The 22,998-nt window shown below is 30.1% G+C and carries 21 protein-coding genes and 1 other RNA gene; 6 read left to right on the top strand and 16 right to left on the bottom strand.

The window, feature by feature from the left end:
- Nucleotides 1–11: 11 nt before the first annotated feature.
- The gene (locus tag ACQY6M_RS09415; RefSeq protein WP_428740898.1) at nucleotides 12–500 is read left to right on the top strand and encodes a hypothetical protein; all 489 of its coding nucleotides are present in this window, start codon (nucleotides 12–14) and stop codon (nucleotides 498–500) included.
- A gap of 35 nt (nucleotides 501–535) precedes the next feature.
- Here the strand turns inward: ACQY6M_RS09415 and ACQY6M_RS09410 are convergent, their stop codons facing one another.
- Nucleotides 536–889 carry a TfoX/Sxy family protein gene (locus ACQY6M_RS09410; protein ID WP_428740897.1) on the bottom strand — a complete coding sequence of 118 codons (354 nt, stop codon included), beginning with the start codon at nucleotides 887–889 and terminating at the stop codon, nucleotides 536–538.
- 187 nt (nucleotides 890–1,076) lie between these two features.
- Between ACQY6M_RS09410 and ACQY6M_RS09405 the strand changes: the two genes are divergently transcribed.
- On the top strand, nucleotides 1,077–3,824 hold the full coding sequence (locus tag ACQY6M_RS09405; RefSeq protein WP_428740896.1) for a TonB-dependent receptor: 2,748 nt from the start codon (nucleotides 1,077–1,079) through the stop codon (nucleotides 3,822–3,824).
- A complete protein-coding gene (locus ACQY6M_RS09400; protein WP_428740895.1) occupies nucleotides 3,824–4,894 on the top strand; it encodes a phytase in 1,071 nt (356 codons plus the stop codon). Before ACQY6M_RS09405 ends, ACQY6M_RS09400 begins: the two co-directional genes overlap by 1 nt.
- A 38-nt stretch (nucleotides 4,895–4,932) precedes the next feature.
- Here the strand turns inward: ACQY6M_RS09400 and ACQY6M_RS09395 are convergent, their stop codons facing one another.
- From ACQY6M_RS09395 to ACQY6M_RS09385, 3 genes are all read right to left on the bottom strand, one after another.
- The gene (locus tag ACQY6M_RS09395; protein WP_428740894.1) at nucleotides 4,933–5,460 is read right to left on the bottom strand and encodes a DUF4136 domain-containing protein; all 528 of its coding nucleotides are present in this window, start codon (nucleotides 5,458–5,460) and stop codon (nucleotides 4,933–4,935) included.
- Nucleotides 5,461–5,560: 100 nt separating this feature from the next.
- Nucleotides 5,561–7,045: a S8 family peptidase gene (locus ACQY6M_RS09390; RefSeq protein ID WP_428740893.1), complete on the bottom strand. Its 1,485-nt coding sequence runs from the start codon at nucleotides 7,043–7,045 to the stop codon at nucleotides 5,561–5,563.
- 165 nt (nucleotides 7,046–7,210) lie between these two features.
- A complete protein-coding gene (locus tag ACQY6M_RS09385) occupies nucleotides 7,211–8,209 on the bottom strand; it encodes a M28 family peptidase (protein ID WP_428740892.1) in 999 nt (332 codons plus the stop codon).
- A gap of 67 nt (nucleotides 8,210–8,276) precedes the next feature.
- On the opposite strand from ACQY6M_RS09385, the gene kdsA reads away from it, so the two are divergent.
- Both kdsA and ACQY6M_RS09375 read left to right on the top strand, forming a co-directional pair.
- Nucleotides 8,277–9,095 (top strand): 3-deoxy-8-phosphooctulonate synthase, encoded by an 819-nt coding sequence (kdsA, locus tag ACQY6M_RS09380; RefSeq protein ID WP_428740891.1) that lies wholly within the window; start codon nucleotides 8,277–8,279, stop codon nucleotides 9,093–9,095.
- Nucleotides 9,096–9,133: 38 nt separating this feature from the next.
- On the top strand, nucleotides 9,134–10,084 hold the full coding sequence (locus tag ACQY6M_RS09375; RefSeq protein WP_428740890.1) for a transglutaminase domain-containing protein: 951 nt from the start codon (nucleotides 9,134–9,136) through the stop codon (nucleotides 10,082–10,084).
- Here ACQY6M_RS09375 and ACQY6M_RS09370 read toward each other — a convergent pair whose 3' ends face one another.
- The 3 genes from ACQY6M_RS09370 to ACQY6M_RS09360 form a co-directional block, all read right to left on the bottom strand.
- Nucleotides 10,085–10,453, bottom strand: coding sequence for a DUF1801 domain-containing protein (locus ACQY6M_RS09370; RefSeq protein ID WP_428740889.1), 369 nt, complete (start codon nucleotides 10,451–10,453; stop codon nucleotides 10,085–10,087).
- Between the two features lie 8 nt (nucleotides 10,454–10,461).
- A complete protein-coding gene (locus tag ACQY6M_RS09365; RefSeq protein ID WP_428740888.1) occupies nucleotides 10,462–10,683 on the bottom strand; it encodes a DUF3820 family protein in 222 nt (73 codons plus the stop codon).
- A gap of 144 nt (nucleotides 10,684–10,827) precedes the next feature.
- Nucleotides 10,828–12,036, bottom strand: coding sequence for an NAD(P)-dependent oxidoreductase (locus tag ACQY6M_RS09360; RefSeq protein WP_428740887.1), 1,209 nt, complete (start codon nucleotides 12,034–12,036; stop codon nucleotides 10,828–10,830).
- A gap of 253 nt (nucleotides 12,037–12,289) precedes the next feature.
- Here ACQY6M_RS09360 and ssrA point away from each other — a divergent pair.
- Nucleotides 12,290–12,685: a transfer-messenger RNA gene (gene ssrA, locus ACQY6M_RS09355) on the top strand.
- Nucleotides 12,686–12,793: 108 nt separating this feature from the next.
- Here ssrA and ACQY6M_RS09350 read toward each other — a convergent pair.
- The 9 genes from ACQY6M_RS09350 to ACQY6M_RS09310 all read right to left on the bottom strand — a co-directional run bounded on the left by ACQY6M_RS09350 (nucleotide 12,794) and on the right by ACQY6M_RS09310 (nucleotide 22,759).
- Nucleotides 12,794–13,522 carry a hypothetical protein gene (locus tag ACQY6M_RS09350; protein WP_428740886.1) on the bottom strand — a complete coding sequence of 243 codons (729 nt, stop codon included), beginning with the start codon at nucleotides 13,520–13,522 and terminating at the stop codon, nucleotides 12,794–12,796.
- 56 nt (nucleotides 13,523–13,578) lie between these two features.
- Complete coding sequence (locus ACQY6M_RS09345; protein ID WP_428740885.1) at nucleotides 13,579–14,439, bottom strand: GIY-YIG nuclease family protein; 861 nt, start codon at nucleotides 14,437–14,439, stop codon at nucleotides 13,579–13,581.
- Between the two features lie 24 nt (nucleotides 14,440–14,463).
- The gene (locus ACQY6M_RS09340) at nucleotides 14,464–15,453 is read right to left on the bottom strand and encodes an HNH endonuclease domain-containing protein (protein WP_428740884.1); all 990 of its coding nucleotides are present in this window, start codon (nucleotides 15,451–15,453) and stop codon (nucleotides 14,464–14,466) included.
- Nucleotides 15,431–17,620 carry a hypothetical protein gene (locus ACQY6M_RS09335; protein WP_428740883.1) on the bottom strand — a complete coding sequence of 730 codons (2,190 nt, stop codon included), beginning with the start codon at nucleotides 17,618–17,620 and terminating at the stop codon, nucleotides 15,431–15,433. Before ACQY6M_RS09335 ends, ACQY6M_RS09340 begins: the two co-directional genes overlap by 23 nt.
- A 47-nt stretch (nucleotides 17,621–17,667) precedes the next feature.
- A complete protein-coding gene (locus ACQY6M_RS09330) occupies nucleotides 17,668–18,054 on the bottom strand; it encodes a DUF6979 family protein (RefSeq protein ID WP_428740882.1) in 387 nt (128 codons plus the stop codon).
- Nucleotides 18,055–18,060: 6 nt separating this feature from the next.
- The gene (locus ACQY6M_RS09325) at nucleotides 18,061–19,098 is read right to left on the bottom strand and encodes an HNH endonuclease (RefSeq protein ID WP_428740881.1); all 1,038 of its coding nucleotides are present in this window, start codon (nucleotides 19,096–19,098) and stop codon (nucleotides 18,061–18,063) included.
- Nucleotides 19,091–20,782: an AAA family ATPase gene (locus ACQY6M_RS09320; RefSeq protein ID WP_428740880.1), complete on the bottom strand. Its 1,692-nt coding sequence runs from the start codon at nucleotides 20,780–20,782 to the stop codon at nucleotides 19,091–19,093. The genes ACQY6M_RS09325 and ACQY6M_RS09320 overlap by 8 nt, the downstream gene beginning before the upstream one ends.
- 73 nt (nucleotides 20,783–20,855) lie before the next feature.
- Nucleotides 20,856–21,809, bottom strand: a complete 954-nt coding sequence (locus tag ACQY6M_RS09315) for a phospholipase D family protein (protein ID WP_428740879.1) — start codon at nucleotides 21,807–21,809, stop codon at nucleotides 20,856–20,858.
- A gap of 56 nt (nucleotides 21,810–21,865) precedes the next feature.
- A complete protein-coding gene (locus ACQY6M_RS09310; RefSeq protein ID WP_428740878.1) occupies nucleotides 21,866–22,759 on the bottom strand; it encodes a hypothetical protein in 894 nt (297 codons plus the stop codon).
- Between the last annotated feature and the right edge of the window lie 239 nt (nucleotides 22,760–22,998).

Here is a 22,998-nt window from a genome sequence, read left to right as displayed (position 1 = left end):
AATTAGAAATTATGAAAAAAATCTTTTTATTCATTGGTTTTTTAACCCTTTCGTTTTTTACAGCAAATGCACAAGAAATTTCTGACAACGCTATCGGTCTTCGTTTAGGTGATAATGATGGTTTTGGTGCAGAAATATCTTATCAACGCAGACTAAGTGATTCTAATCGTTTAGAAATTGACTTAGGACTTAGAAATGGTAGCAACTATGATGGATTCAAGGCTACAGGTTTGTATCAATGGGTATGGCAATTAGAAAACCGTTTTAACTGGTACGCTGGTGTTGGAGGAGGTTTAGGATTTTGGAGCATCAATAACCCAGATCCTGCCGGAAGTGACTTTTCTGAAACATTTGTATTTGCTTCAGGTGTAATCGGAATCGAATACAATTTTGATATTCCTTTAATGATTTCATTAGATTTTAGACCTGAAATTGGTTTTAACGATGCTTATGATGGTTTTAACTCTGATTTTGGATTAGGTATCCGTTACCAATTCTAACCCCCTTAGAACAAAAATACACAAACCTCCAAAAATTATTTTTTGGAGGTTTTCTTTTTACTTGCCTTCGCTTTTGGGTTATATTCTAATGCTAATGTTAACCAAGAATATAAATTTTCATCTAAACCAGTTGCCTCTTCTGTTAAGAAAACATATCCTTTCATTGGACGCCCTGTAAAAGTCATCTCTTTACATCCTTTTCTTTTTAAACTTTCTTCATAAATAATAGGATCTATTCGCAACATAATTTCTTCCTTATTAACCCCTACACACATCTTATCATCCACCATAAAGCACAACCCTCCAAACATCTTTTTCTCATAAAAAACCACTCCTCTTTCTTTAAAAAACTTCGCTATTCTATCTGAAAGTACCTTATTATAACCCATTTTAATGTTTTTAAAAAGTGATTTTAATATCAAAAAAAAATAAAGAAAACATTAGACAACTTTTAACAACTTAACATTTATAAAACATTTTTCATGTAATTTAATAATTGTTTACTAACAAATTTGAAATCTGGTTACTAGTTATCGTAAATAATTTCGTCCCTGTTAATTTACAAAAGATTTCAACATGAAAAAAATGCTACTAATTACCTTATGCTTCATAAGTGTATTAAGTTACTCTCAAAATAAATCCGGAGTTAAAGGAAGAATTCTAGATGAAAGCAATCAACCTTTGCCTGGTGCTACTATTAGCTTTACTTCTTTAAAACTTGGTATATCAACCGATTTTAATGGAAATTATGAACTTTTAAACATTCCTACAGGAAATTATGAAATTCAAATTTCTTTCTTAGGGTATCAAACTTTAAAAGAAACCATCATTATTACAAATCATATCCAATCTAAAAACTTTTCTTTAATTCCTAAAATGGATAGACTAGATGAAGTAGTAATTAAAGGAAGTATTGGAAAAGGACAAGCTAAAGCTTTAAATCAGCAAAAAAATAAAGAAAATATTACCAATATTATTTCTGCCGATCAAGTTGGTAAATTTCCAGATGCCAATATTGGTGATGCCTTAAAACGTGTTCCTGGTATTTCAATGCAAAATGACCAAGGAGAAGCAAGAGACATCATTATTCGTGGTTTAGCTCCACAATTGAACTCCGTAACATTAAATGGTGATAGAATTCCATCTGCTGAAGGTGATAACCGTAGAGTGCAAATGGATTTAATTCCTTCAGATATGATCCAAACCATCGAAGTAAACAAAGCTGTAACTCCTGATATGGAAGGGGATGCTATTGGTGGTTCTGTGAATTTAATCACCCGTTCTGCTCCTACTTCTTTTAGAGCTTTCTTATCAGGTTCCTACGGACAAAACCCTATAAGAAATTCCTCAAACTACAACGTTTCTGCCTTAATTGCCAATAGAGCTTTTAAAAATAAATTAGGTTACGTAGTTAACGCTTCATACAACTCTAATGATTATGGTTCTGATAATGTTGAATTTGAATGGGAAAGAGAAAATAGCAAAACCTATATAGGTGAACATGATATAAGACGTTACGATGTTAAAAGAAATAGAATGAGCGTTTCTGCAAACTTAGATTGGACACCAGATAATAAAAACACTCTTTTCTTTAAATCGATGTATAACCAACGAAACGATTACGAAAATCGTTACAGGGTTCGTTTTAGAAAAATTGCTGAACCAGATGCTACAGGGCTTTCAGATGCAGAAGTACGACGCCAAACTAAGGGAGGTATTAATAATGACATAAACGACAATACGCGATTAGAGCGTCAAAGCACCTATAACATTTCAGTAGGTGGTGAACATATTGTTTTTGGAAACATCAAGTTAATTTGGAAAACAGGAACGGCTAAGGCTAAAGAAGAGCGTCCAAATGAACGTTATATTAGTTTTGAAAACAAAAATATTCAAGTGGTGCAAGACTTCTCTCGAACTAACTTTCCTGTGTTAAGACCTACTAATAACGACTTCAACGACCCTTCAAAATTTGCTTACAAAGAAGTAACTGAACAAAAAGGATTTACTCAAGAGCGTAAAATTAACTCAAATCTTGATCTTTTAATTCCTGTCAATGCCGCTGGAATTTACAAAAACTCTTTAAAATTTGGTTTTAAACACAAATACAAAGAGAAGCTTAGAGACAATGATTTTTATGAATACGATTTAGAAGATCAGTTTCCAACAATGAACACTACCAGTACAAAAGACTACACAGTAAATGGTTTCTTGGCTGGGAATGATTATAAGTCAGGTTTTTTTACAACTCCTCAATTTTTAGGAAACTTACAATTAACTGGTGGTAATTTGGTTCTGGATGAATTTGTACCTGAAAATTACGACGCTAACGAAAACATCTATGCTTTTTATGGAATGTTACAACAAAATCTAGGTGATAACTTTTCTTTTATTGCTGGGGTAAGAGTTGAAAAAACAATAGTAGACTATAATGGTTTTGCTATTGATGTTGAAACAGCTAATGATTTAAGCGATGTTACGACAACTTCTGGAAGCAGAAACTACACTAACTGGTTACCAAACTTGCAAGCTAAATACAATATTGATAAAAACACGATTGTAAGAGCTGCTTGGACCAACACCATTGCAAGACCTAACTACTACGATTTAGTTCCTTATAGAAATATTAATAGTGATGATTTGGAAGCTGAGTATGGAAATCCAAACTTAGCTCCAACCGAAGCAATGAACTTCGACTTAATGTTTGAGCATTATTTTAGTAATGTAGGTATTATTTCTGCTGGAGTTTTTTATAAAGATTTAGATAAATTTATCTATAATTCAATTACTGATGAACCTATCACTATTGGAGGTGTTACAGAAAACTACGAGGTCACAAGACCTTTTAACGGAGGAACAGCTGAAGTATATGGTTTTGAAATAGCTTTACAGCGTAAGTTAAACTTCTTACCTAGTTTCTTAAGAAATTTAACCGTGTATGGAAACTATACCTATACCGATTCTAAAACAGATGGAATTGCAAACAGAGAAAATGGTTTACCATTAGCAGGAGCAGTTAAAAATATGTTCAACGGATCCTTAGCTTATGAAAGCTCAAAACTATCAGTAAGAGCATCTTTAAACTTTGCTGATGATTATATTTTTGAATACGGAGATGATACTTTTACAGATACTTTTTATGATAATCAATTATTTGTAGACCTAAACGCATCGTACCGTATCACTAAAAATTTACAAATCTACGCTGAAGCCAAAAACCTAACCAACCAAGAATTACGTTTCTATCAAGGGGTAAAGAATCAAACAAAGCAAGCGGAGTTTTATGACTACAATTGGAATGCAGGTTTAAAATACAATTTTTAATGATGAATAATACGTATAAGATAATACTGTCTTGTCTTGCATTAAGCGCTTGTAAAGTTGAAAAAATCATACATCAAAATCCGCAAGATAAACCTGTAATAGCTTTAGTTGCTGATGCAGAAACAGAACCCGTTACTTCTTTTGATGATGCTGCAGATGATCCTTGTGTATGGGTAAACCCTACTGATGTATCAAAATCTACAATCATAGGAACCAATAAAAAGGAAGGGCTAGAAGTATATAACCTAGAAGGGAAGCGTTTATACTCATACAAAATAGGACGTGTAAATAATGTAGATATTCGTAATGAATTTTTACTGAACGGAGAAAAAGTATCGGTAGTCACAGCTAGTAACAGAACAAATAACAGTATTTCTATTTTAACAGTAAAACCTACTGGTGAGTTGGAAGAAGTAGCAGCTAAAACAATCACTTCCAACTTAAAAGAAGTATACGGATTAGGAATGTACAAAAGTCCTAAAACCGATAAACTTTATGTTTTTATGGTGAGTAAAAAAGGAAATGTAGAGCAATGGGAATTGTTTGAAAGCAATGCTAAAATTGATGCTAAATTAGTTAGAGAATTTTCTTTAGGAAGTCAAGGAGAAGGTATTGTTGCTGATGATGTGCACGCCAAAGTATACATAGGTGAAGAAGACAAAGCCTTATGGAAGTATGATGCCGAACCTGATGCTGAAAACAACCGTGTGAAGGTAATTAGCACTAAAGACCTAAATATGAAAGATGATTTTGAAGGGGTTACTCTATACGATTCAGGTAACGGAAAAGGGTACCTTATCTTATCTTCACAAGGAAATAATAGTTATGCTATTTTTGATAGAATTACCAATCAATACTTAGGAAGTTTTTCTTTAAAAGATGGAGGAGCTATTGATGGTACAAATGACACAGACGGTATTGATGCAACCTCTGTAAACTTTGGTTCTCAATACCCTAAAGGGTTCTTTATTGCGCAAGATGGAGCCAATACCCAAAATAAAGACAGTTTACATCAAAACTTTAAACTGGTTGATTGGCAAAAAATTTCTAAAAGTTTAAATTTAGATTAGTGTAAATAGTGTGTTTGTTGTGTGTAATTAAAAAGCCTCTAATTAGAGGCTTTTTTTGGTGGATAATTACTCACGATTTTTTGTATGAGTTTTTGATAATATACTTTTCTTTCTTCAGGGGAAGTTTTTTCCTTAATTTCACTGTTAGCAATTCCCTGCCATATTAATTGATTATTCTTACTTTCTACAAAGTCAATAGTTAATTGCTGATTAATTTTTCTACTTTCAATAGGAATTCCTCCAGAAATACCAAAGCCTACATTTCTTCCTCCGCTTCCTATTCCTAATCCAATTGTGTTCCTGTTTATTGATGGTCGTTCGCTAGAAAGAATGTTGATATATATATCCGGATTTTCCGCTAATTGCATCCCTTTAGCTTCCAATGAAGTTGTCAATTCATTAGTAACTCTTTTTACATCCAATTCATTTAATCCTTTACCTGCATCTTCAAAGAAATTAAACGTTTTATAACTGCTAAAGTTCGCTTGACTATCATAGTCATACACTACTTTAGAAGAAGAACACCCTATAACAACCAACAAAAAAAGATATCTGTAATATTTCATGAATTAAGTTTTTAATTAATAAACATCAAGAATCATACCTTATAAAAATACAAAAAAGCCTCGTACAAACGAGGCTTCTCTAAGGTTAGTTAATTGATTTTTATTGAACAGCTTTTAAAGCGTCAATATTTCCATATCCAAACTCAGAATGTTTATTTGGATAAAAATCAGCGGATTCTTTCATTTTTTGTAATACCTGCTCTCTAGACCATGTTGGGTGTTTCGCCCAAATTAAAGTAGCAATACCTGCGGTAGTTGCCGTTGCTACCGATGATCCTCCAACATAGTTAGCTTGACCATCATAATAACTTAATACAGGAACTGTATTATCAGTTCCATTCGTTCTTTGCATTTGTACCGTAAAGTCAATTTGAGACCCTGTATGGCACACATCACATTTACTATACTGACCTTCTTTTACTCCTGTTACTGCCACTGTTTCAGACATACTAGCAGGAAAAATAACTCCATACCAAGTTGTAAATGAAGTAGAAGTACCACCAGCAGCTAAAATCATTTTTCCTCTACTATGCGCATACTTAACCGCATCCGAAACATTACCAATACTGAACGGAGACCCTAATGACATCGAAATTACTTTTACATCACTTCGATTCGCTAAGGCTGTTAACGCTTCTACAATCCCTCTCTTTTCGTGATAATCATCTATAACCACATTTTCTACAGCTCTATACGTTACCAAGTTTGCATTATATGCAACACCTACAGGTAAATTATCATTATTTCTTGGTGCAGTAGCTACAGAAGCCATACTTGTTCCATGGCCACATTTATCATTTACACCATCATAATTATCAGACCATGCCCACCATGAGTCAACAAAAGTTCCATATTTCTGTACCATTCTACCAGATGAATATCCATCATTAAAGTATTGATTCATCCATCGCTGTTCTGGAGACAATCCTGAATCTACAATTGCTACGGTTGTTCCTGCTCCAGTACTATAGTTCCATGCTTGTGGAATATTATGTGCATCAAAAGACCATGGAACTCTTGCTCCTGGTGTTACTGTACGGTAATCGTTTGTGTTTAATGTAGCTGTACTATATCCGCAACCTGATGCCCCAGAAGAGTCAGATTTAGCTTGTGCTTCTGATTCTAAAAAATTATAAGCAGCAGGTTCAATATAACGTACTCTACTATCTTGTAATAAAACCTTTATCGTTTCCTTATTCGTTACTTTAACATCAAGGTAATTGATCTTCTCATTTACATATACTTCAGAAGTTCCTTTGGCAGATACTGGTTCAAAACTTTTTACCAAAGCTATCAAGTCATCCTTAATATTTTCTGCTTCAGCACTTCTTGCAAAATTATTTTTTGAAGTTCCGTAACCAATGGTTAAAATATTCTCTCCATAGTTTATTGCACTCCAAATTGTTTGTACGTCTTGCGACATCCAACTGAAATCTCCTGTTTCTTGTAAAGACTTGTTAATTTTTGCGTTAATTTCTTTTTGGGTAAGTAAATCTTGATCTTGTTTTACTTGAAGGGTTTCGTCATTGTTTGAACATGACATCATAGCTAGCACGACGGCTAGACTCAGAAAGTGTTTTTTCATTTTTGTGAGGGATTAAATTAAATTTTTTATGAATATAACAAAATTTTAACATTTCACTAAGTGTTACCAAAATAAAAACCACAAAAAATTAATTAAAACATTTAACCCCTATAAAAAAAGGAGCTTAAAGCTCCTTTTAACACTATATTTTTTATTTTTTAATTTTTAATTCATCTCTACTCTACTAGGAGTATCTTTTCCATTAATAATACTTTCTGTTCCTCTTGCAACAGCTTTTACAGTTTCTGTTAACACTTCCATATCTAATGTTTCTGCTTCATCTGAAACTTTATGGTAATCCGTATCTATATCAATAGGTGTAGTAGAAAAAGTATGAGATGGCACTCCTAAACGTGCTAATGAGGCATTATCCGATCTTAAAAACAATTGAAACTTCGGATAAGGATCTGGGAACAATTGATATCCAGAGCCTTCTAAATTCTTTTGAATGATTTGACCAAAATCCGATTTCTCAAAACCAGTTAACCAAGCAGTTTTTGGTCCAGTTTTAGGTTCTTTACCAATTAACTCTAAATTAATTCCAGCAACAAATTTGTTAGCTTCAATTCCTTTACCAAAGTGTTCAGACCCCACTAAGCCCATTTCTTCTGCAGTAAAACATACAAATAAAATACTACGCTCATTAGATCCTTTTTTTGCAAAATATTCTGCCAATGCTAGTACTCCTGTTACACCCGATGCATCATCATTAGCTCCATTAAAAATTAAATCACCTTCTCCTTCTTTCTTCACACCTAAATGATCGTGATGAGCAGAAACGATAACAAACTCATCTTTTTTTGAATTCCCTTCTAGTAAACCAATAATATTGCTCATTTTGATGCCCTTATACTCAAAATTCTGACGGTATGTTGTTAAGACATTAAAAGTTTTTAAGCCTATTCGTTTATACTCATTCTCTATATACTGAGTAGCTTTTTCCATACCTTCTGTTCCAGGTTTTCTTCCCTGCATTTCATCCGAAGCTAGGGTATACAAATGCTTTTTTACAGTAGATAAATCGATAGTAACATCATTATCTTTTACCTGTTTGGTAACTTTTACTGTACTTGTAGCTGCAACATTGCTTACCTTTTGAGTTTCTTTACATCCTACTAAAATAGATACACTTGATAGTGCTAACGAGTATATAAGTTTTTTCATTCTTTATTTAATTTAAAGGCTAAATATAGCCAATTAAATTTCTTAATTTTGTTGAAAATTTTAAACAATGGCTTTAACTGATATCCCGAACATAAAACACATTAATTCTAACAACTTTTTCTTGCTTGCTGGCCCGTGTGCTATTGAAGGAGAAGATATGGCGATGCGAATTGCTGAAAGAGCAATTACCATTACTGACAAATTAGAAATTCCTTATGTATTTAAAGGAAGTTTTAAAAAAGCTAATCGTAGTAGAATAGATAGCTTTACTGGGATTGGAGATGAAAAAGCCCTTAAAATTTTACGCAAAGTTTCGGAAACCTTCAACGTACCAACCGTAACAGATATTCATGAAGTTTCTGATGCTGAAAAAGCTGCTCAATATGTAGATGTATTACAAATTCCTGCTTTTTTAGTTCGTCAAACCGATTTAGTAGTTGCCGCTGCAGAAACTGGTAAAGTTGTGAATTTGAAAAAAGGACAGTTTATGAGTCCAGAAGCAATGCAACATGCAGTGAAAAAAGTACACGATGCTGGTAATCAAAAAGCATGGATAACAGACAGAGGAACGATGTTTGGATACCAAGACATGATTGTTGATTTCCGAGGTATTCCTACTATGCGTCAATACGCTCCAACAGTATTAGATGTTACGCATTCATTACAACAACCTAACCAATCAACTGGGGTAACTGGTGGACGACCAGATATGATTGAAACTATTGCACGTGCTGGCGTTGTTAATAATGTTGATGGTTTATTCATCGAAACACATTTTGACCCTGCTAATGCAAAAAGTGATGGAGCTAACATGTTACACCTTGACTATTTAGAAGGCTTATTAACCAATCTGGTAGCGATTAGAAAAACTATCAATAATTTATAGGCACAATTTTTGTTTGATTAAGTTGTTTTTACTCTTATATGAAACAACTTTTTTTCTTTTTCTTTTTATGGAACTGGGCTGTTAGCGCACAGGATTTTTCTTTGGTAGAACAAAAGGTAGCCAACTACCCCAAATTAACTACTGTTGAGAATTTAGCTAAAAGAATAGCTACTGATTTTGGCACTAAAGACCTACAAGTAAAGGCCACTTTTTATTGGATAGCCCGCAATATTAGATACGACTTAGACGGGTATTACAACCCCAAACAAAAAAGAATTTCCTTTAGGTACAGAAATGAACAAGAAAGGCTAGTGAAAATTCAAGCTATAAAAGATGAAATTGTAAATGAAACCTTATTAACTCGAAAAGCACTTTGTGAAGGATATGCACAAACTATAGCTAAAGTTTGTTCTATACTACAAATTGAAAATGAAGTAATTAAAGGGTATGTTAGAAATTCATCTAATGACATCAACAATCCTAGTAAGAATTCAAATCACGCTTGGAACGCGGTAAAACTGAATAATAAATGGGTCTATATTGATGCTACTTGGGCTGCTGGTATTGTCAATAATGGAAGATGGCAACCGTTGTTTAATAACTACTACTATAACTTTCCTAAGACCAACTATTTTAAAACTCATTATCCAGAAAGCTCTCTTTGGCAACTTAGAATAGGACGAATGGAGAAGGAAGATTTTTATAATCAACCTATTTATCATCCTAACTTTTTACAATCGGATTTGCAATTGATTTTTCCCAAAAAAGGAATTCTAAATAGCAATGGTCCTGTAACAATTCGCATTAAAAATTTAGCCCTAAATCAAACTGTTTTTTTTGGTTATAGTGGGTATCGCTATGCAGTAAAACCCGATAGTATATCTACAAAAAATAACGTAACAACTATCACAACCACCCCTCCTAAAAATAGTAAACAAGCATTTTTAATTATTGATAAGGATGTGATGTTAGAGTTTTTAATTCAATAATTATTTTTTCCAAAAACCTTTATGATTGTGATTTGTCACTTCTTTTACTACCTGTAGAAAAATTTCTTCATTAATATCTTCCACAAAAGTATAACGAAGTGATTTTACAACAGTTCTTCCTTCTGAGACTAAAAAAGCGTCAAAATCCTGCAAAATACCTTTTGCCCAGAAACCAACATCTACAAATCCTTTTTTGTGTGATGCATTTAAGTAACATAATTGATGTCCATTTACATAATATACTGGAATTTTCCACTTATATTTTAATTCTATATCTGTACAATTACTTTCTATCAATACTTGTAAATGCAGTAAAATAGACTTGAAAGGCTCCGGTTGTTTAAGTATGTATTCTTCTGCTGGTTTCATATCCAAATTTAAGAAACTCGACGAATTTTCCTCAAGATATCTTCTAAACCATTTAACTTCAATTCATACACCAACTCTAACATTCTACCTAGTTTACCTTGAGGAAACCCTTTATTTTTATACCAAACAATATAATATTCAGGAATATCTATTAAATACACTCCTTTGTATTTACCAAAAGGCATTTTCATATTAGCCGTATCTATCAAAAACTGTTTATCTGGTATCATTTAAAATAAAAAAACTGTTTCAAAAATGGTAACTGTCATTTTGAACGAATGTGAAAAATCTATTTTATTCTTGATTTAAAAATATAAGATTTCTCCTTTACACTCGAAATGACACGCTTGAAACAGTTTTTATAAAGTTATTTGTTATTCTTTTCCGTCAACGTAATTCTGCAAATATGCATAACGTTCGGTTAATATACCAGTATTTGTTGTCATTTTTGCGCGAGCTAAAATTCCGTCTTTATCATTGTTATAAAATGCAGGAATTACATGTTCTAAAAACATATCTCCAAAACCTTCACTTGCATCTTTTGGCAACTCACAAGGTAAATTATCTACTGCCATTACCGTAATGGCCTTTTCGTCTTTAAAATCAATTTCTGATTCAGTTTCTGGGTTGTAACCATAAATAGGATCTGCAATGGTTGAAGAACGAATGGTTGTGGCTACTGGACCATCAATATCGCAAGAAATATCTGCTACATACTTTATTCTAAACTCTGAGTGTTTTGCATCTTCACGTGTGAATAAATAAGGTGCTCTATCTCCATAAAAATGTCCAGCTATAAAGAAATCTGTTTCTTTGGCATATGGCATAAAATTACTTTCGTAATCCGTTGGATCTTTGTAAAACTCGTACTTATTTCCTACTTTACCATCTTTTCGTTTTGCATACTCCATTACATCAGCTATACAATATACAGGCTCTGTAAATTCAGAGGTTAAATACAAAGCATCACTTACTTGTTTAATTTGTAGGTGATCTAAAATTTCCTGCGCTCCTTTAGCTACTTTTCCTGTACCTGTTAATAAGATTTTAATATTTGGTAAAGTAATTTTATCTAACTCAGCTTTTACAGCATCCAAATCTGGTAAAGTTTCAACTTTAGGTAAATTAAATAAACCTTCTCGTAGACCTAAAGCTCTAAATCCGTTGTAAGCCCCTACCAAACCAGCATAACGACCAAAACCAATTAAACGAGCTCCGTTTTCTTTTACGATAGTTTCATGATCGAACATTTCGATATTTTTCTCTAGCATCGCTTTTAACAACTTACGGTTGTATGGTTGTTTTTTAATGGTATGACTAAAGAAAAAGTATTTTTTATTCGGAATCAACTCGTCTACAGGAACTTCTTTTACCCCTAATAACACGTCGCAATCAGAAACATCATTGGTTACTTCGAACCCAGCATTTTTATAGGCTTCATCAGAAAAAACTCGGATATCAGAACTTTCCACCACTATTTCTGCTTGCGGAAATTGCTTTTTAAATTCTTGCAACTTTTCAGGTGAAAACACAACTCTTCTATCTGGTGGATTTTTACGTTCTTTAATGATTCCGAATTTCATTCTTTATTTGTATTAAAATTAAACAATTTTACATATAATGTTATATCTTATAACAATCATGGCGAAAATACTCGTTTTAAAATGATTGTACAAATAGTATTTTTTTATATTTGCATTCTCTTATTTTGCGTTAGGGATTGAACGATTTGTTTGAGCTCTCCCGATACTTCGGGAAGCGAGTAGTGAAAGCCCGCCCGAACGCCCTAAAAATTGGTATATTTTTTGTAATAAATAAGTAATTCTTTGACATACTGGGGACGACTGGTTTTGACAGCAAGACGAGTGAAAATGTAAGCATACCGAGGAGTGAAATGACAACTCGCTAAACTTATTTCAACTTTATAAACGGCGAAGATAACTACGCTTTAGCTGCTTAATCTGAATTAATAGTAAGATAGAGCCTTGGCGCACTAGGTGCGCAAGCTAAATGTCCACGAAAAGCCTTGGTTTACGGCGTTTCTTTTATGGGCATCGTAAAAGTAAACATAGAAAACTTAGCACTTCGATAAGTTTTCGAAACTAAAGAAGATAAGTTAAAATTGGGCTGTTTTTGGTCAGGTTTTAATCGAAAATTAAACAAAAACTAAGTATGTAGAAAGCCTTTGAGCTGCTTGTTTGGACCCGAGTTCGATTCTCGGCGTCTCCACAAAAAAACCCTGTAAATATTGAATTTACAGGGTTTTTGTTTTTAAGGTGTCAATTTTGGTGTCAAAAAAAATTACATCGTAACTTAATACAAAATCAAAAATCACCAAAGTTATTTAGTTGGATCTAAAGTATCAGCTTTCATGTAACCCCATTTTATATATTCTTTTACTTCATTTGTTAAATTACCAGTTTGTAAACATTCATCCTCAAAAGCTTTTAGATAATCACGAATATTTTTTGCTTTAATAAAGTTTTCTGAGTCAGTAATTAGTTGATTGATCTTTCTGTTTTCAATTTCTATAATCCTAGCCTTCTCTTCTTCTCTCTTAAGCTCGATTTCTCTTTGCTCTTCTTGTAATTTTTGCTTCTTTCTTAAATCAGCCCACCCTTTACTATCCTTTTCAATATAATCATAAATTATTTGTAGATAATCTTCCAACTTTTTTGTTTTCCTATCAATCCAACTTTTACAATAACAAGAGTCTACTAGAAACTCTAGCTTATTACTTTTTTCGTAAAATTCACTTACATTTCCTCTTTCATTTTTAACTCTTTTACGGTGATGTTTTTGCCTTAAATGGATTTCGGTTAATTGCCCATACATTTCAATATGACATCGTTTGTATTCAAACTTAATTTTATGATTGTTTTCTTCTAGCATCTTTATTAGAGCATCCATGAAATCTAATGCTCTTTTTCTTAGTTTTGGCTCTACCGAAATAGGCAAAAATTGTGAATTATATTCTTGTTGAACTTCCCAACTAATACGTTTTAACTTGTCTAATTTTAGTAATTCTGTTTTTGTTTTTTGAACGAGTGGATGGTATGTATTTTCCATAAATAAAAAAGCCCAGTAATTAACTGGGCTTGAATTGTTTTTTTAATTATCTAGATTTAATTATCTAGATTTTTGATCTTTCTTTTTAACTCATCTAAGGTTTTACCATTTTTGTCTTTCCAAGAAGTCCAACCATTTGCAGTTCTTCCAAGGACTGCTGCTGCTGAAGCACTGGGAGAATTGAAAATATAGTCTATTTGTAAAACATAAACATCATTTTCTTCTTTCAAAAACCCTTCATCTAATAAACGCTTGCGTAAAACTTTAACCCATTTATTTATACCTTTTGTTTCTTCTTTAGAAAACTTACTCCCTTTATATACTAAAAACCCATCATCTACTAATTCACCATCAGCTAAAGCATTCTTAGCTATACAGTACATAATTTCTTTAGATTTAGTAGCTTTTCGTTTTTCTTCAAAAATGGGATAGCCTAAGGTTGCAAGTAAAATTTTTGCTGTTTCAAAATTGTCTAGTAAGTCGTGTTCTCTACTTTCTGAAATTGATAGTTTATTAGAGCCTGTACCATTGTATAGTTTATACCTTCCTATTTCTTCCGCTTTTTTTATGCAATAGTGCTCTAAGAATTTACTATCAGCTTTATTATAATCGTTAGTTTTAGATACAACAATAACACAGTGTGTCCAAAAATCTTTTTCTCTGTTATGTGATTGTATTCTGTTAAAACAATCTTCTCCCTCTCCGATATAAACAATTGGTTTTGTACCATCTTCTGAATGACCAAATAAAAAATACACCCCTGTATAGCGAACCATTTCTCGTTGACTTACTTCTTGTATTTTATTTCTAGGGAATAAAATAGCTTTTACCAATCTACTTGTTATTTCAGCTTCACGAATACTAGTTGGTGAACCGTCTGGTAAAAAGATTTGTATAGTTTGTGGACGGTATTTCATAAACTTATTTTTAGTGTTTTGATATTAATTTATCAAATGAATATTTTTACCTATATCCTTCATAAACTTAGCTAATGGTCTTTTGAGCAAGTCTTTATCGTCTACATAATTACCTACTATAAACCTTCTTATCATTTCTTCTGTAAGTTTAATTTCTTCCTCTTCGAAGAAATTTCTTAGTTCTTTTCTTCTAGCTTTATCATAATATCTTGATTTTAAATACATTTCAGAAACTACATCATCAAAATTATTGTATTGTTCTTTAATACTAAATTCCTTCAAGTAATTCTCATACTTTTCCTCATATTCATTATCACCGAAATACTTTGCTTTTAAATCAATATGATGTTTAACTAAGTTCTGGTTTTTTATAGGGTTTATTAAAAAACTGACCAAGTTCTCTTTTTCCACTTTAAACTCTGCTATTTCATTAAATCCCTCTATGTATGGATGCACACTTTCATTTAACTTAAATAACTTTTTAGATTTTCCTTGATTACAATTTACACAGCTTGGTATTAAATTATAAAAAGACAAACTTAAATAAGGGTAAATACTTTTTGGATAAAAATGGTCAAACTGATACAATGATTTTTTAGGTGTACTTATAGTATACTGAGTATTACAATAACTACATGATTTTACAGCTAAAGTTTCAGATAACCACTTAGCATTTAAAGTTCCTCTAAAACTTTTATAGTTAAAAGTTTTTCTTATTTTTTTTCCTAGCTCTTCAAGTTTGTCAGTTCCCTTATTGTAAATTAAATCTTGGTATCCCTTTTTTTCAAAATCAGATATTATTTTTTCTAATCCTCTTGGTGTATTTACTATTATATGTTTTAAATTCTTTCTTACATACTTGACAATATTTGCTTCTTGTAATAAATTATTCCCTTCTAATTCATTAATTAACTCTTGTAATTTACATGATAAAGATTTATAATTACTTTTAGTTGTATTAATTTTTTTGTAAAACTCTTTTACTTCTGTATTACTTATCTTTATTTGAATCATCTCTTTCTTTCAGTTTATTTTGTAAAATTTTGATTTGATTTTTTAACTCCTCTACTTCATTGATCTCAAACACCTTTTCAAATAGGGTTTCTAATTGTTGTTTAATCATAGGCTCTCCTATCAGATTAATTATCTGCTTAATTTCTTTTTTATGTGATACATTCCTCTCTTTTATTTGACTTAAAGCCCATGTCATTTTTTCTTCTGAAAAAGCTCCTATTGTATTTTTCATAAAAAAAGTATCATTTAACAATGAATATATATTTGCTCCAAAAGTTTTATTAGAAACTGTATCTGTTTGTGGATTTCCTTCTTCTAACCTTAAAATATTTGAAGAAGGAATATCTGATAAAATGAAAGGTGAATGTGTCAAAAAAATTATATTATATTCATGATTATAATTCTTTAAGAATTTTATAGATTTCACTAACTCATTAACATAAACTCTCTGAAAGTCAGGATGAAAACAAAGTTCTACTTCATCTAAAATAATATTATGTTTATTATAAAAAACACCAAATGATTCGTCTCTTGAATATATTGACTCTAGATTAATCAGGTGATATATAATTGAGTTAACACTATAAATCATTTGCTTTTCTCCTGAACTCAAATCTTTAAAAAAACCCTTATCTTTGAATTCAAAATCAACTTTAAAAAAAGCAGGAGGTAAATAATTTATCAAACTATACTTCTTATAGGTATAGTTATTATTTAACTCTAAATCATTTTCACTTGGATCTCCTTTATATTTATCATTACTCTCTAACTCGCTTTTTAAAAGGTTATTCCTATGATCATTTACTTTTTTAGAAGTGTAAGATATATAATATTCCTTTTTTACTTCTTCCTCTAATTCATATAAATTATAAACTAAAAAATTTAACGCTTGTCTTAGTTTAAATGTGCTATGAGTATAATCTTTTGCTAACTCACTAAAACAGTCTTTTATAATTTCTTCTTTTGCATTACTTCTAAATACTCTATTTTTATATGTTTTAAACTGAGGATACCTTTTAACAATATTTTCTACTTTTCTTAATATATATTCAACTGTAATTTTTTTTATTTTAGTATTGGAAAACTGGACATCCTTAAAATCAAAACCATTGTAAAATGCTTTTATTAATAAATGTAAATAATTAAACTTATTTCTACTTTTATTGAGTTCTGTATATTCCAAATATATAGAAATGTCATTATTAATTTCCACTGTATTTCCAGCTATATATTCAGATTTTAATTCATCTCCTTCAATTATCTTAAATTTTCTTAAGTCCAATTCAAGTATTAATTTTTCTACAATTTTATTATTAATGAGATTACGTAAACTATCTTCTTCTTTTTGATTTTCTTCTAATTCTCTAAAAACACTTCCTAATAATCTTGACTTTGATAAATCTGTTAATCTATTGATATCTATTCTTCCTTCTGTTCTCATTGGATTAAGAACTATCGGAGTTTGATATCCATCATTTTTATGAAAAATGGATTGAAGCCAAATACCTATTTCATTAGTATTTAAACCATATAAAGAATAATTTACTATAATTGAATAAAAAAAAGAGAAACTAAAAAAATCACTTGTTTTTTCTTTTTTATTTGATCTTTCGTTTAGCTTGACTTCACTTTCTAATTTATATTTAAAAACACCTTTCCATTCTTTATCCTGCTCAATAATTTTATATGACAAATGTCTAAACCCATTTTTATTTTTCTCTAAATAAAAAATTTCTTCATCATATGTATAATATATCCCACAAGTAAATGATTTTAAACTTTCCAATTCATTTCTTAGACGATTTTGTTCATCTTTAGATAGTTTATGATTATTAATAAAATCTTTAATCTCTATTAAGCCTAGTTCTTTTGAAATACAAAAAACAAAAGCACTATAAAGTTCTACTATAGTACTTTTCCCGCTTCCGTTTTTACCAACTATTGCTGATATACTTATGTTATCAGCATAGAAATTCTCTGGGACATCAGATTTATATTTGATTTCAATAATTTCTTTTTCATCATTGTCAAAAACAAAATCTAAATATTGGTAAAGTTTATAAATTTCTCCTCTATTTAAGTTTTTCAAATGTCTCTCATCACAATCTTCTAGAGATCTTATAGCTAAAAGTTTAAAATTCTTTTTCAAAGGAAGACTCTTTTTCATAATCATATAATTTTTTAAGTTAGTTCTCTTTCTAAGTCACAGGCTTTTCATTTAATTAAATTATTTTCCCATAGTGCTAATACTACATCCATTTGGGAATTGTGTTTTTTTTCACCTAAAGCTAATTTTTTTCTTACTTTATTCCATAGTTCTTTTTTAGAAAATGTTGGGTTTTCTTTCAGTATTTCAACAGCGGTTATTGCATATTTTTTGTTGAGGTTGTTTTTTTTACTTTTAAGATAAATACCAGCCTTAATCCCTTTTATCAAACCAACTTCACACAACCCTAAAAAAGCATTTTTAGGACAGCCTTTTTCTTTTGAGTTTTTAGATGTGAAATTTTTAGATACAGATTCTACCCAAGAGACTACTGGGTTTTTACCAATTACTACAGCCTCTCTAGCTACTAAACCGTATTTATTATAGGTTTTCATTTTAATTTACTCTGCTTTTATTTGTTCGTATACATCTTTATACATTTTACCTAACTTTTTTGATAAAATTTCATGAACCTCAGTCGGTACATCTTTTAAAACTACTTCTTTCCAATCTAGATTATAAGGTTCTTGATTATAATATTTTAAATAAAATTGTATAAATTTATTTATATCGCATAGGTAAGGTTTATAACGTTGACTTAACTTTAAATCCCTATCTGAAAAGTCGTCTCTATACCCATCATTTTTCATCAAATTTAAAGAGTCTGTTACCCCATCTATTACAGCTTTGGGGCTAATTTTAAATTTATAATTATCATTAAATGATTCATAAAACGGGTGTTGGTGTGTTTCGATACAAAATTCTTTATCACCTTTTTCACTAGAGTTACAAGTGTGACAACTCGGAACTAAATTATAATAAGACAATGCGAAATATGGATGTTGGGATTTAGGATAAAAATGATCAAGATCTAAATAGGCTTTGTTTATTTCTTCTTCATCTTCTTCTTCACTAATATTAACTACTTTGATAGGATTTTCATTACAATATGGACAGGTGGTTTTTTCTAAATTAGCATCAATTAATAATTGATAACAAAATTGAGATTGTCTAAAAGCTTTGTAATTAAATAAATTTGTAATTAGTAAGTTTCCAAAAACTGTTTGTTTAATTTTGCCTCCAACTGTTTCAGAAAAATCATCTTGATTTACAATGGTTAATATTTCTGTTTTTAAATCCAATAATCTTTGTGGTCTTGAAATAACCAACTCCTTCAATTTAGAACACCCATCTTCTTTTAAATAGTTCAAAAAGTTTTTTTGTCTCTGAAGTTTATCGACATCATTATTAGCATAATCTTTAAGATAGTTTTCTTCTTCTAACTTTAGCTGTAATTTTACCAACTTTTTAACCAAAGAGTTTTCATAATATTCTTCATCTACTCTTTTTTTATTCAAGTTTTCCCACATCTTATTCGCTAAAGAATCTAAATAATCGTCAGCATCTTTTCTATTTAGATGCTCTTGTATCTTAATCATTCTGCAATTTTTTCATTAAATGAAATTTAATAATTTCATCCCCAATTAACTCAATTCTTCTTTTTAAATCTTCTTTATCATGTTTTAATACAGAAACATCTTCCCTTTCTAACTTTTTAAAAATTTCATCAACTTTTTTCTTAGCAAAAACGCTCATTCTTTGATTACCCAAGAAAAATGGCTCCTCGTATAAAGAGTATATATTACCAGCAAATGTTTCTGTTTCTAATTTATTTCCATTCAACGTTTGTGTTTCTTCATTAGGTGATACAACTGTAATATTTTGTTTTGGAAGATCGGATAATAAAAATGGAGAGTGAGAAGTTAAGATTATTTGAATATTACCTTTAAAAATCTCAGGTAATACAGTTACTAACTTATCAAAAAATTCAATTTGCCATTGTGGGTGTAAATACAAATCACCCTCATCTATACATAATAGTAAGTTTGGTCTCCTTACTCTTTTTAATTCATGATATATTAATGAAAAAATATTTAAATATGCCTTATGTCCTGAACTAATGCCTAGCCAATTAACGTCAAACATTTTACTATTTTCAAAGAGCTCTATATACTTTACAACAACGTCTTTTGTCTTAGGAGAATAATCAAATAAAAAATATTCAAAACTCCTATTTCTTGTACCTTCTATTTTATACTCGAAGTCTACTTCAATAAGGTGATTTCTTATTTCAAAAAATATATTCAGTCTTTTTTCAAAAGAGATTAATTCTTTTTTTTCTCTATAATTTACCTTATTATAGTTTTTCAACCTATCACTAATATATTGCATCCATTTTAACATACTATCAGTCATGGATTGAGTACTTTCCCCTTTGTAGCGTTTAGTTTCTATAAAAAACTCGTCTAAGTAATATTCGTTTTTATTATCTAGATTAGATATAATTGATAAATTCTTAATCGTCTCTTCAAAAAATGCATAAACAACATTGTAATAAAACTTTTTATTTGATTTTATGTCTCTTAACCTATTTTTATACAGTTCTCGAAACTCTTCTACACTGCTATTAAAGTAATGATGCCTTTTTGAACCCGCAATTGTAAATTTAGAGTTCCACACCTTACTAATAATTTGAATTTTATTAGGAGTTTGAATATTCAAGTTTTTAAATAAAGGAGAATTAATAAAGCGGATTTGTTTTTTAAAATCAGTTTCTAAGTTATAATTATAGAAGGTTCTTTTAAATCTTTTGTTATAAGAAATATCTGAAATATCTTTATCAAAATTATTTTTACGTTCATCAAAAACATTTGAAAAATATATTATTTTCAAGGGATCAATATTTTTCTCATACCTTTTGAGTTTTAGAGGAAAATTATAATTTAACATCCAAACATTATCACTTGACCTATAACAAACAAATTCACTATCTTCTTTTGTTACAATTAAAAAATCTTCTGTGACAGATGTTCTCCCCCCTTTTAAAAGTTTACATACTAATTCTAAGGCATTACTTTTTCCTGAACCATTTTTACCAATTAAAGCAGTAACATCAGTTATTGATTCTCCAAAAAAATTGCTAGGTAGTTCCTTTATTTTTTCAATAGTTAACCTCCCTTTTTCATTATTATAGTGAAACTTTTCAGAGCTAGAAAAATTAAAACCAGTATTCTCAAAGTTTCTGAATTGACTAACCCATATGTAACATAATTTTAAACTCATAATAATTATTTCTTTCCTTTTTACTTAACAATTTTTCTTGCAAAAAAATCTTTGTTTTTTCTAATGCATATATTTATTTATAAATCCCTTTTAATATTGGGTTAGCCATACTAGTTTTACCATACGATTCTTTTCCTGTTTTATGGCAATAATTTTCTGGATAATCATAATTACCATAAACATCCCACATACGGTAAGCACTTAAAGAAAATGGTTTGTCTGGGTTAAAAGGTATTTCTCTACCTGTTCTTATACAGTAACCTACTTCTTCTTTATAATCATTTGTTGTTTTTGAAAATTGCAACTCTTTATCAACTTCAATTGTTTCTTTTAAATTCTCATTAGAGTTTATATTTTCTTCTGAGACCCTTTCTTTTTTAACTTCTCTAGTAGGTTTAATGTTAAACTTCTTTTCTATAACAGATTCAACCTCTAAATCAAAACTGTCAAGAATTCTTTTTTCATAATTTTCGTTGTTTGCAAAGAAATCTTCTGAAATATCATATATAATTTTAGAATCTTGATACTTTTTCCCCATGAAATACCTTTTGGAATATTGAGGCTTTTTTAAATATATAACGTCTGACTTTTCGTACATCAACTCATTTGTAAATGCTTCTGTTTCTCGAAAAAGTTTGTCTCCTATAAAACTATCTGTAAAATGCACTCCATATTCTACATTATTTATCATAGAATAATCGTAAAGGTTTAACGAGGTAATTAACCCCTCATTTTCATTGCAATAATGTTTTGCGTGTAAGTCTTTATTATAAAGAATAGTTATATTTTTAAATTCAGTAAAGTACTGAAAGTCTTCTTTACTTATACTACGATTACGACTATTCTCATTTTTACCAAATAATAGGTAAAACTTTATATCGTGATGCATTTTTACTTTTTCTAGTATATTTTTTACATAATCATCTAATTTGATAAATGGCGATACTATGATTATATACTTTTTTGCGTTCCAGATTATATCTGTTAGTTTGTCTTCTAATTCTTTTCCTGTTAAAAATTTACTCATTTTTCTTTTTTCAGTTTTGGTCGTTGTGGAATAATATTCTTTTATAGAATTCAAAGCTAATCGAAAATAGATGTTTGCCCATCATCTTCTATTTCATCTGGTGGAATAACCGAAAAAACCTTAGTAGCCTCATAAGTTACTTTTGGCTTATTCTTATTAGGTGATGTTGTATAAATAATTTTTAACTGTAATTTTAAATAATCATTAGGCTGTATAACATGTTTTCGTTTATGATATTCGTCTAACCACATATTATCAGTAATTCTAACATCAATTGATTTACCTTCTCTTTTTAACTTCCAATATGAACTATCTGACAATAAATCCATTGTTTTAATCTTTAAAACTTCTACTCTTTCCTGTTCAATTGTAGTATCACCTAATTCTTTTAAAATCTTTGGCATATCAATAAAGCTTTTATTATTGATTCTTGCTTTCTTTTTACCGCTTTTAAAAGAGATATACTCCCCATTTTTTAATTTCTTAGCTTGTATATTAATATCATTAATCGTGTTTAAAATATAATAGTTATTAACAGACAATACCATTTTATTAGATGGGGCATTTTCCTTTATTTTCTTATTTATATCATCGGTTAATTTATCTAAATCATTTTTAGACTTTACTTCTTCACTCTCAATAGCTTTCAATGTTCTATGTTTTATATAAACTAATAAATGACCTAACCACGAACTAGGATTTAAAACATCTTTAAGAACATCATCTGGTATATTAATAAATACTTGTTTAATTTTGGTCAATATTGAGCCAAACTGAATATCAACCAAATCATACTCTATTTTGGCTTCAATTGATATATTGTACAATATATGCTTATCTAAAACTAATAATTTATCATAAAAACTTGATAATTGCTTTAATACTTCTGAAGGATTTTTATTCCCTTCAAACTCCAAGTTGAGTTCAAAGTCAAATTCTTTTTCTTTCATAGACTGTACACTTAATACTTTTATTTTATATAAAGTTTCTTAACTATTCTCAACAATTTTTATTTCTTCTTCGGTTTAACCGTACAACTCATACACCATAGTATCAATTGTTGCGTCGATTTGGTTTATTTTAGCTTGTAACTCTTGTGTTTTCTGTTTTCCTCAAAGAGGTGTTAGCTATTGGAATTTTTATGTCAAGTATTTATACAACCCCTATAGTTTCTAAAAACATCCTCCTT

It is taken from the genome of Tenacibaculum sp. (genome assembly GCF_050290165.1).
GTDB lineage: Bacteria > Bacteroidota > Bacteroidia > Flavobacteriales > Flavobacteriaceae > Polaribacter.
Note: the sequence above shows the minus strand (reverse complement) of the source record. Positions and strands in the feature narration are given on the sequence as shown.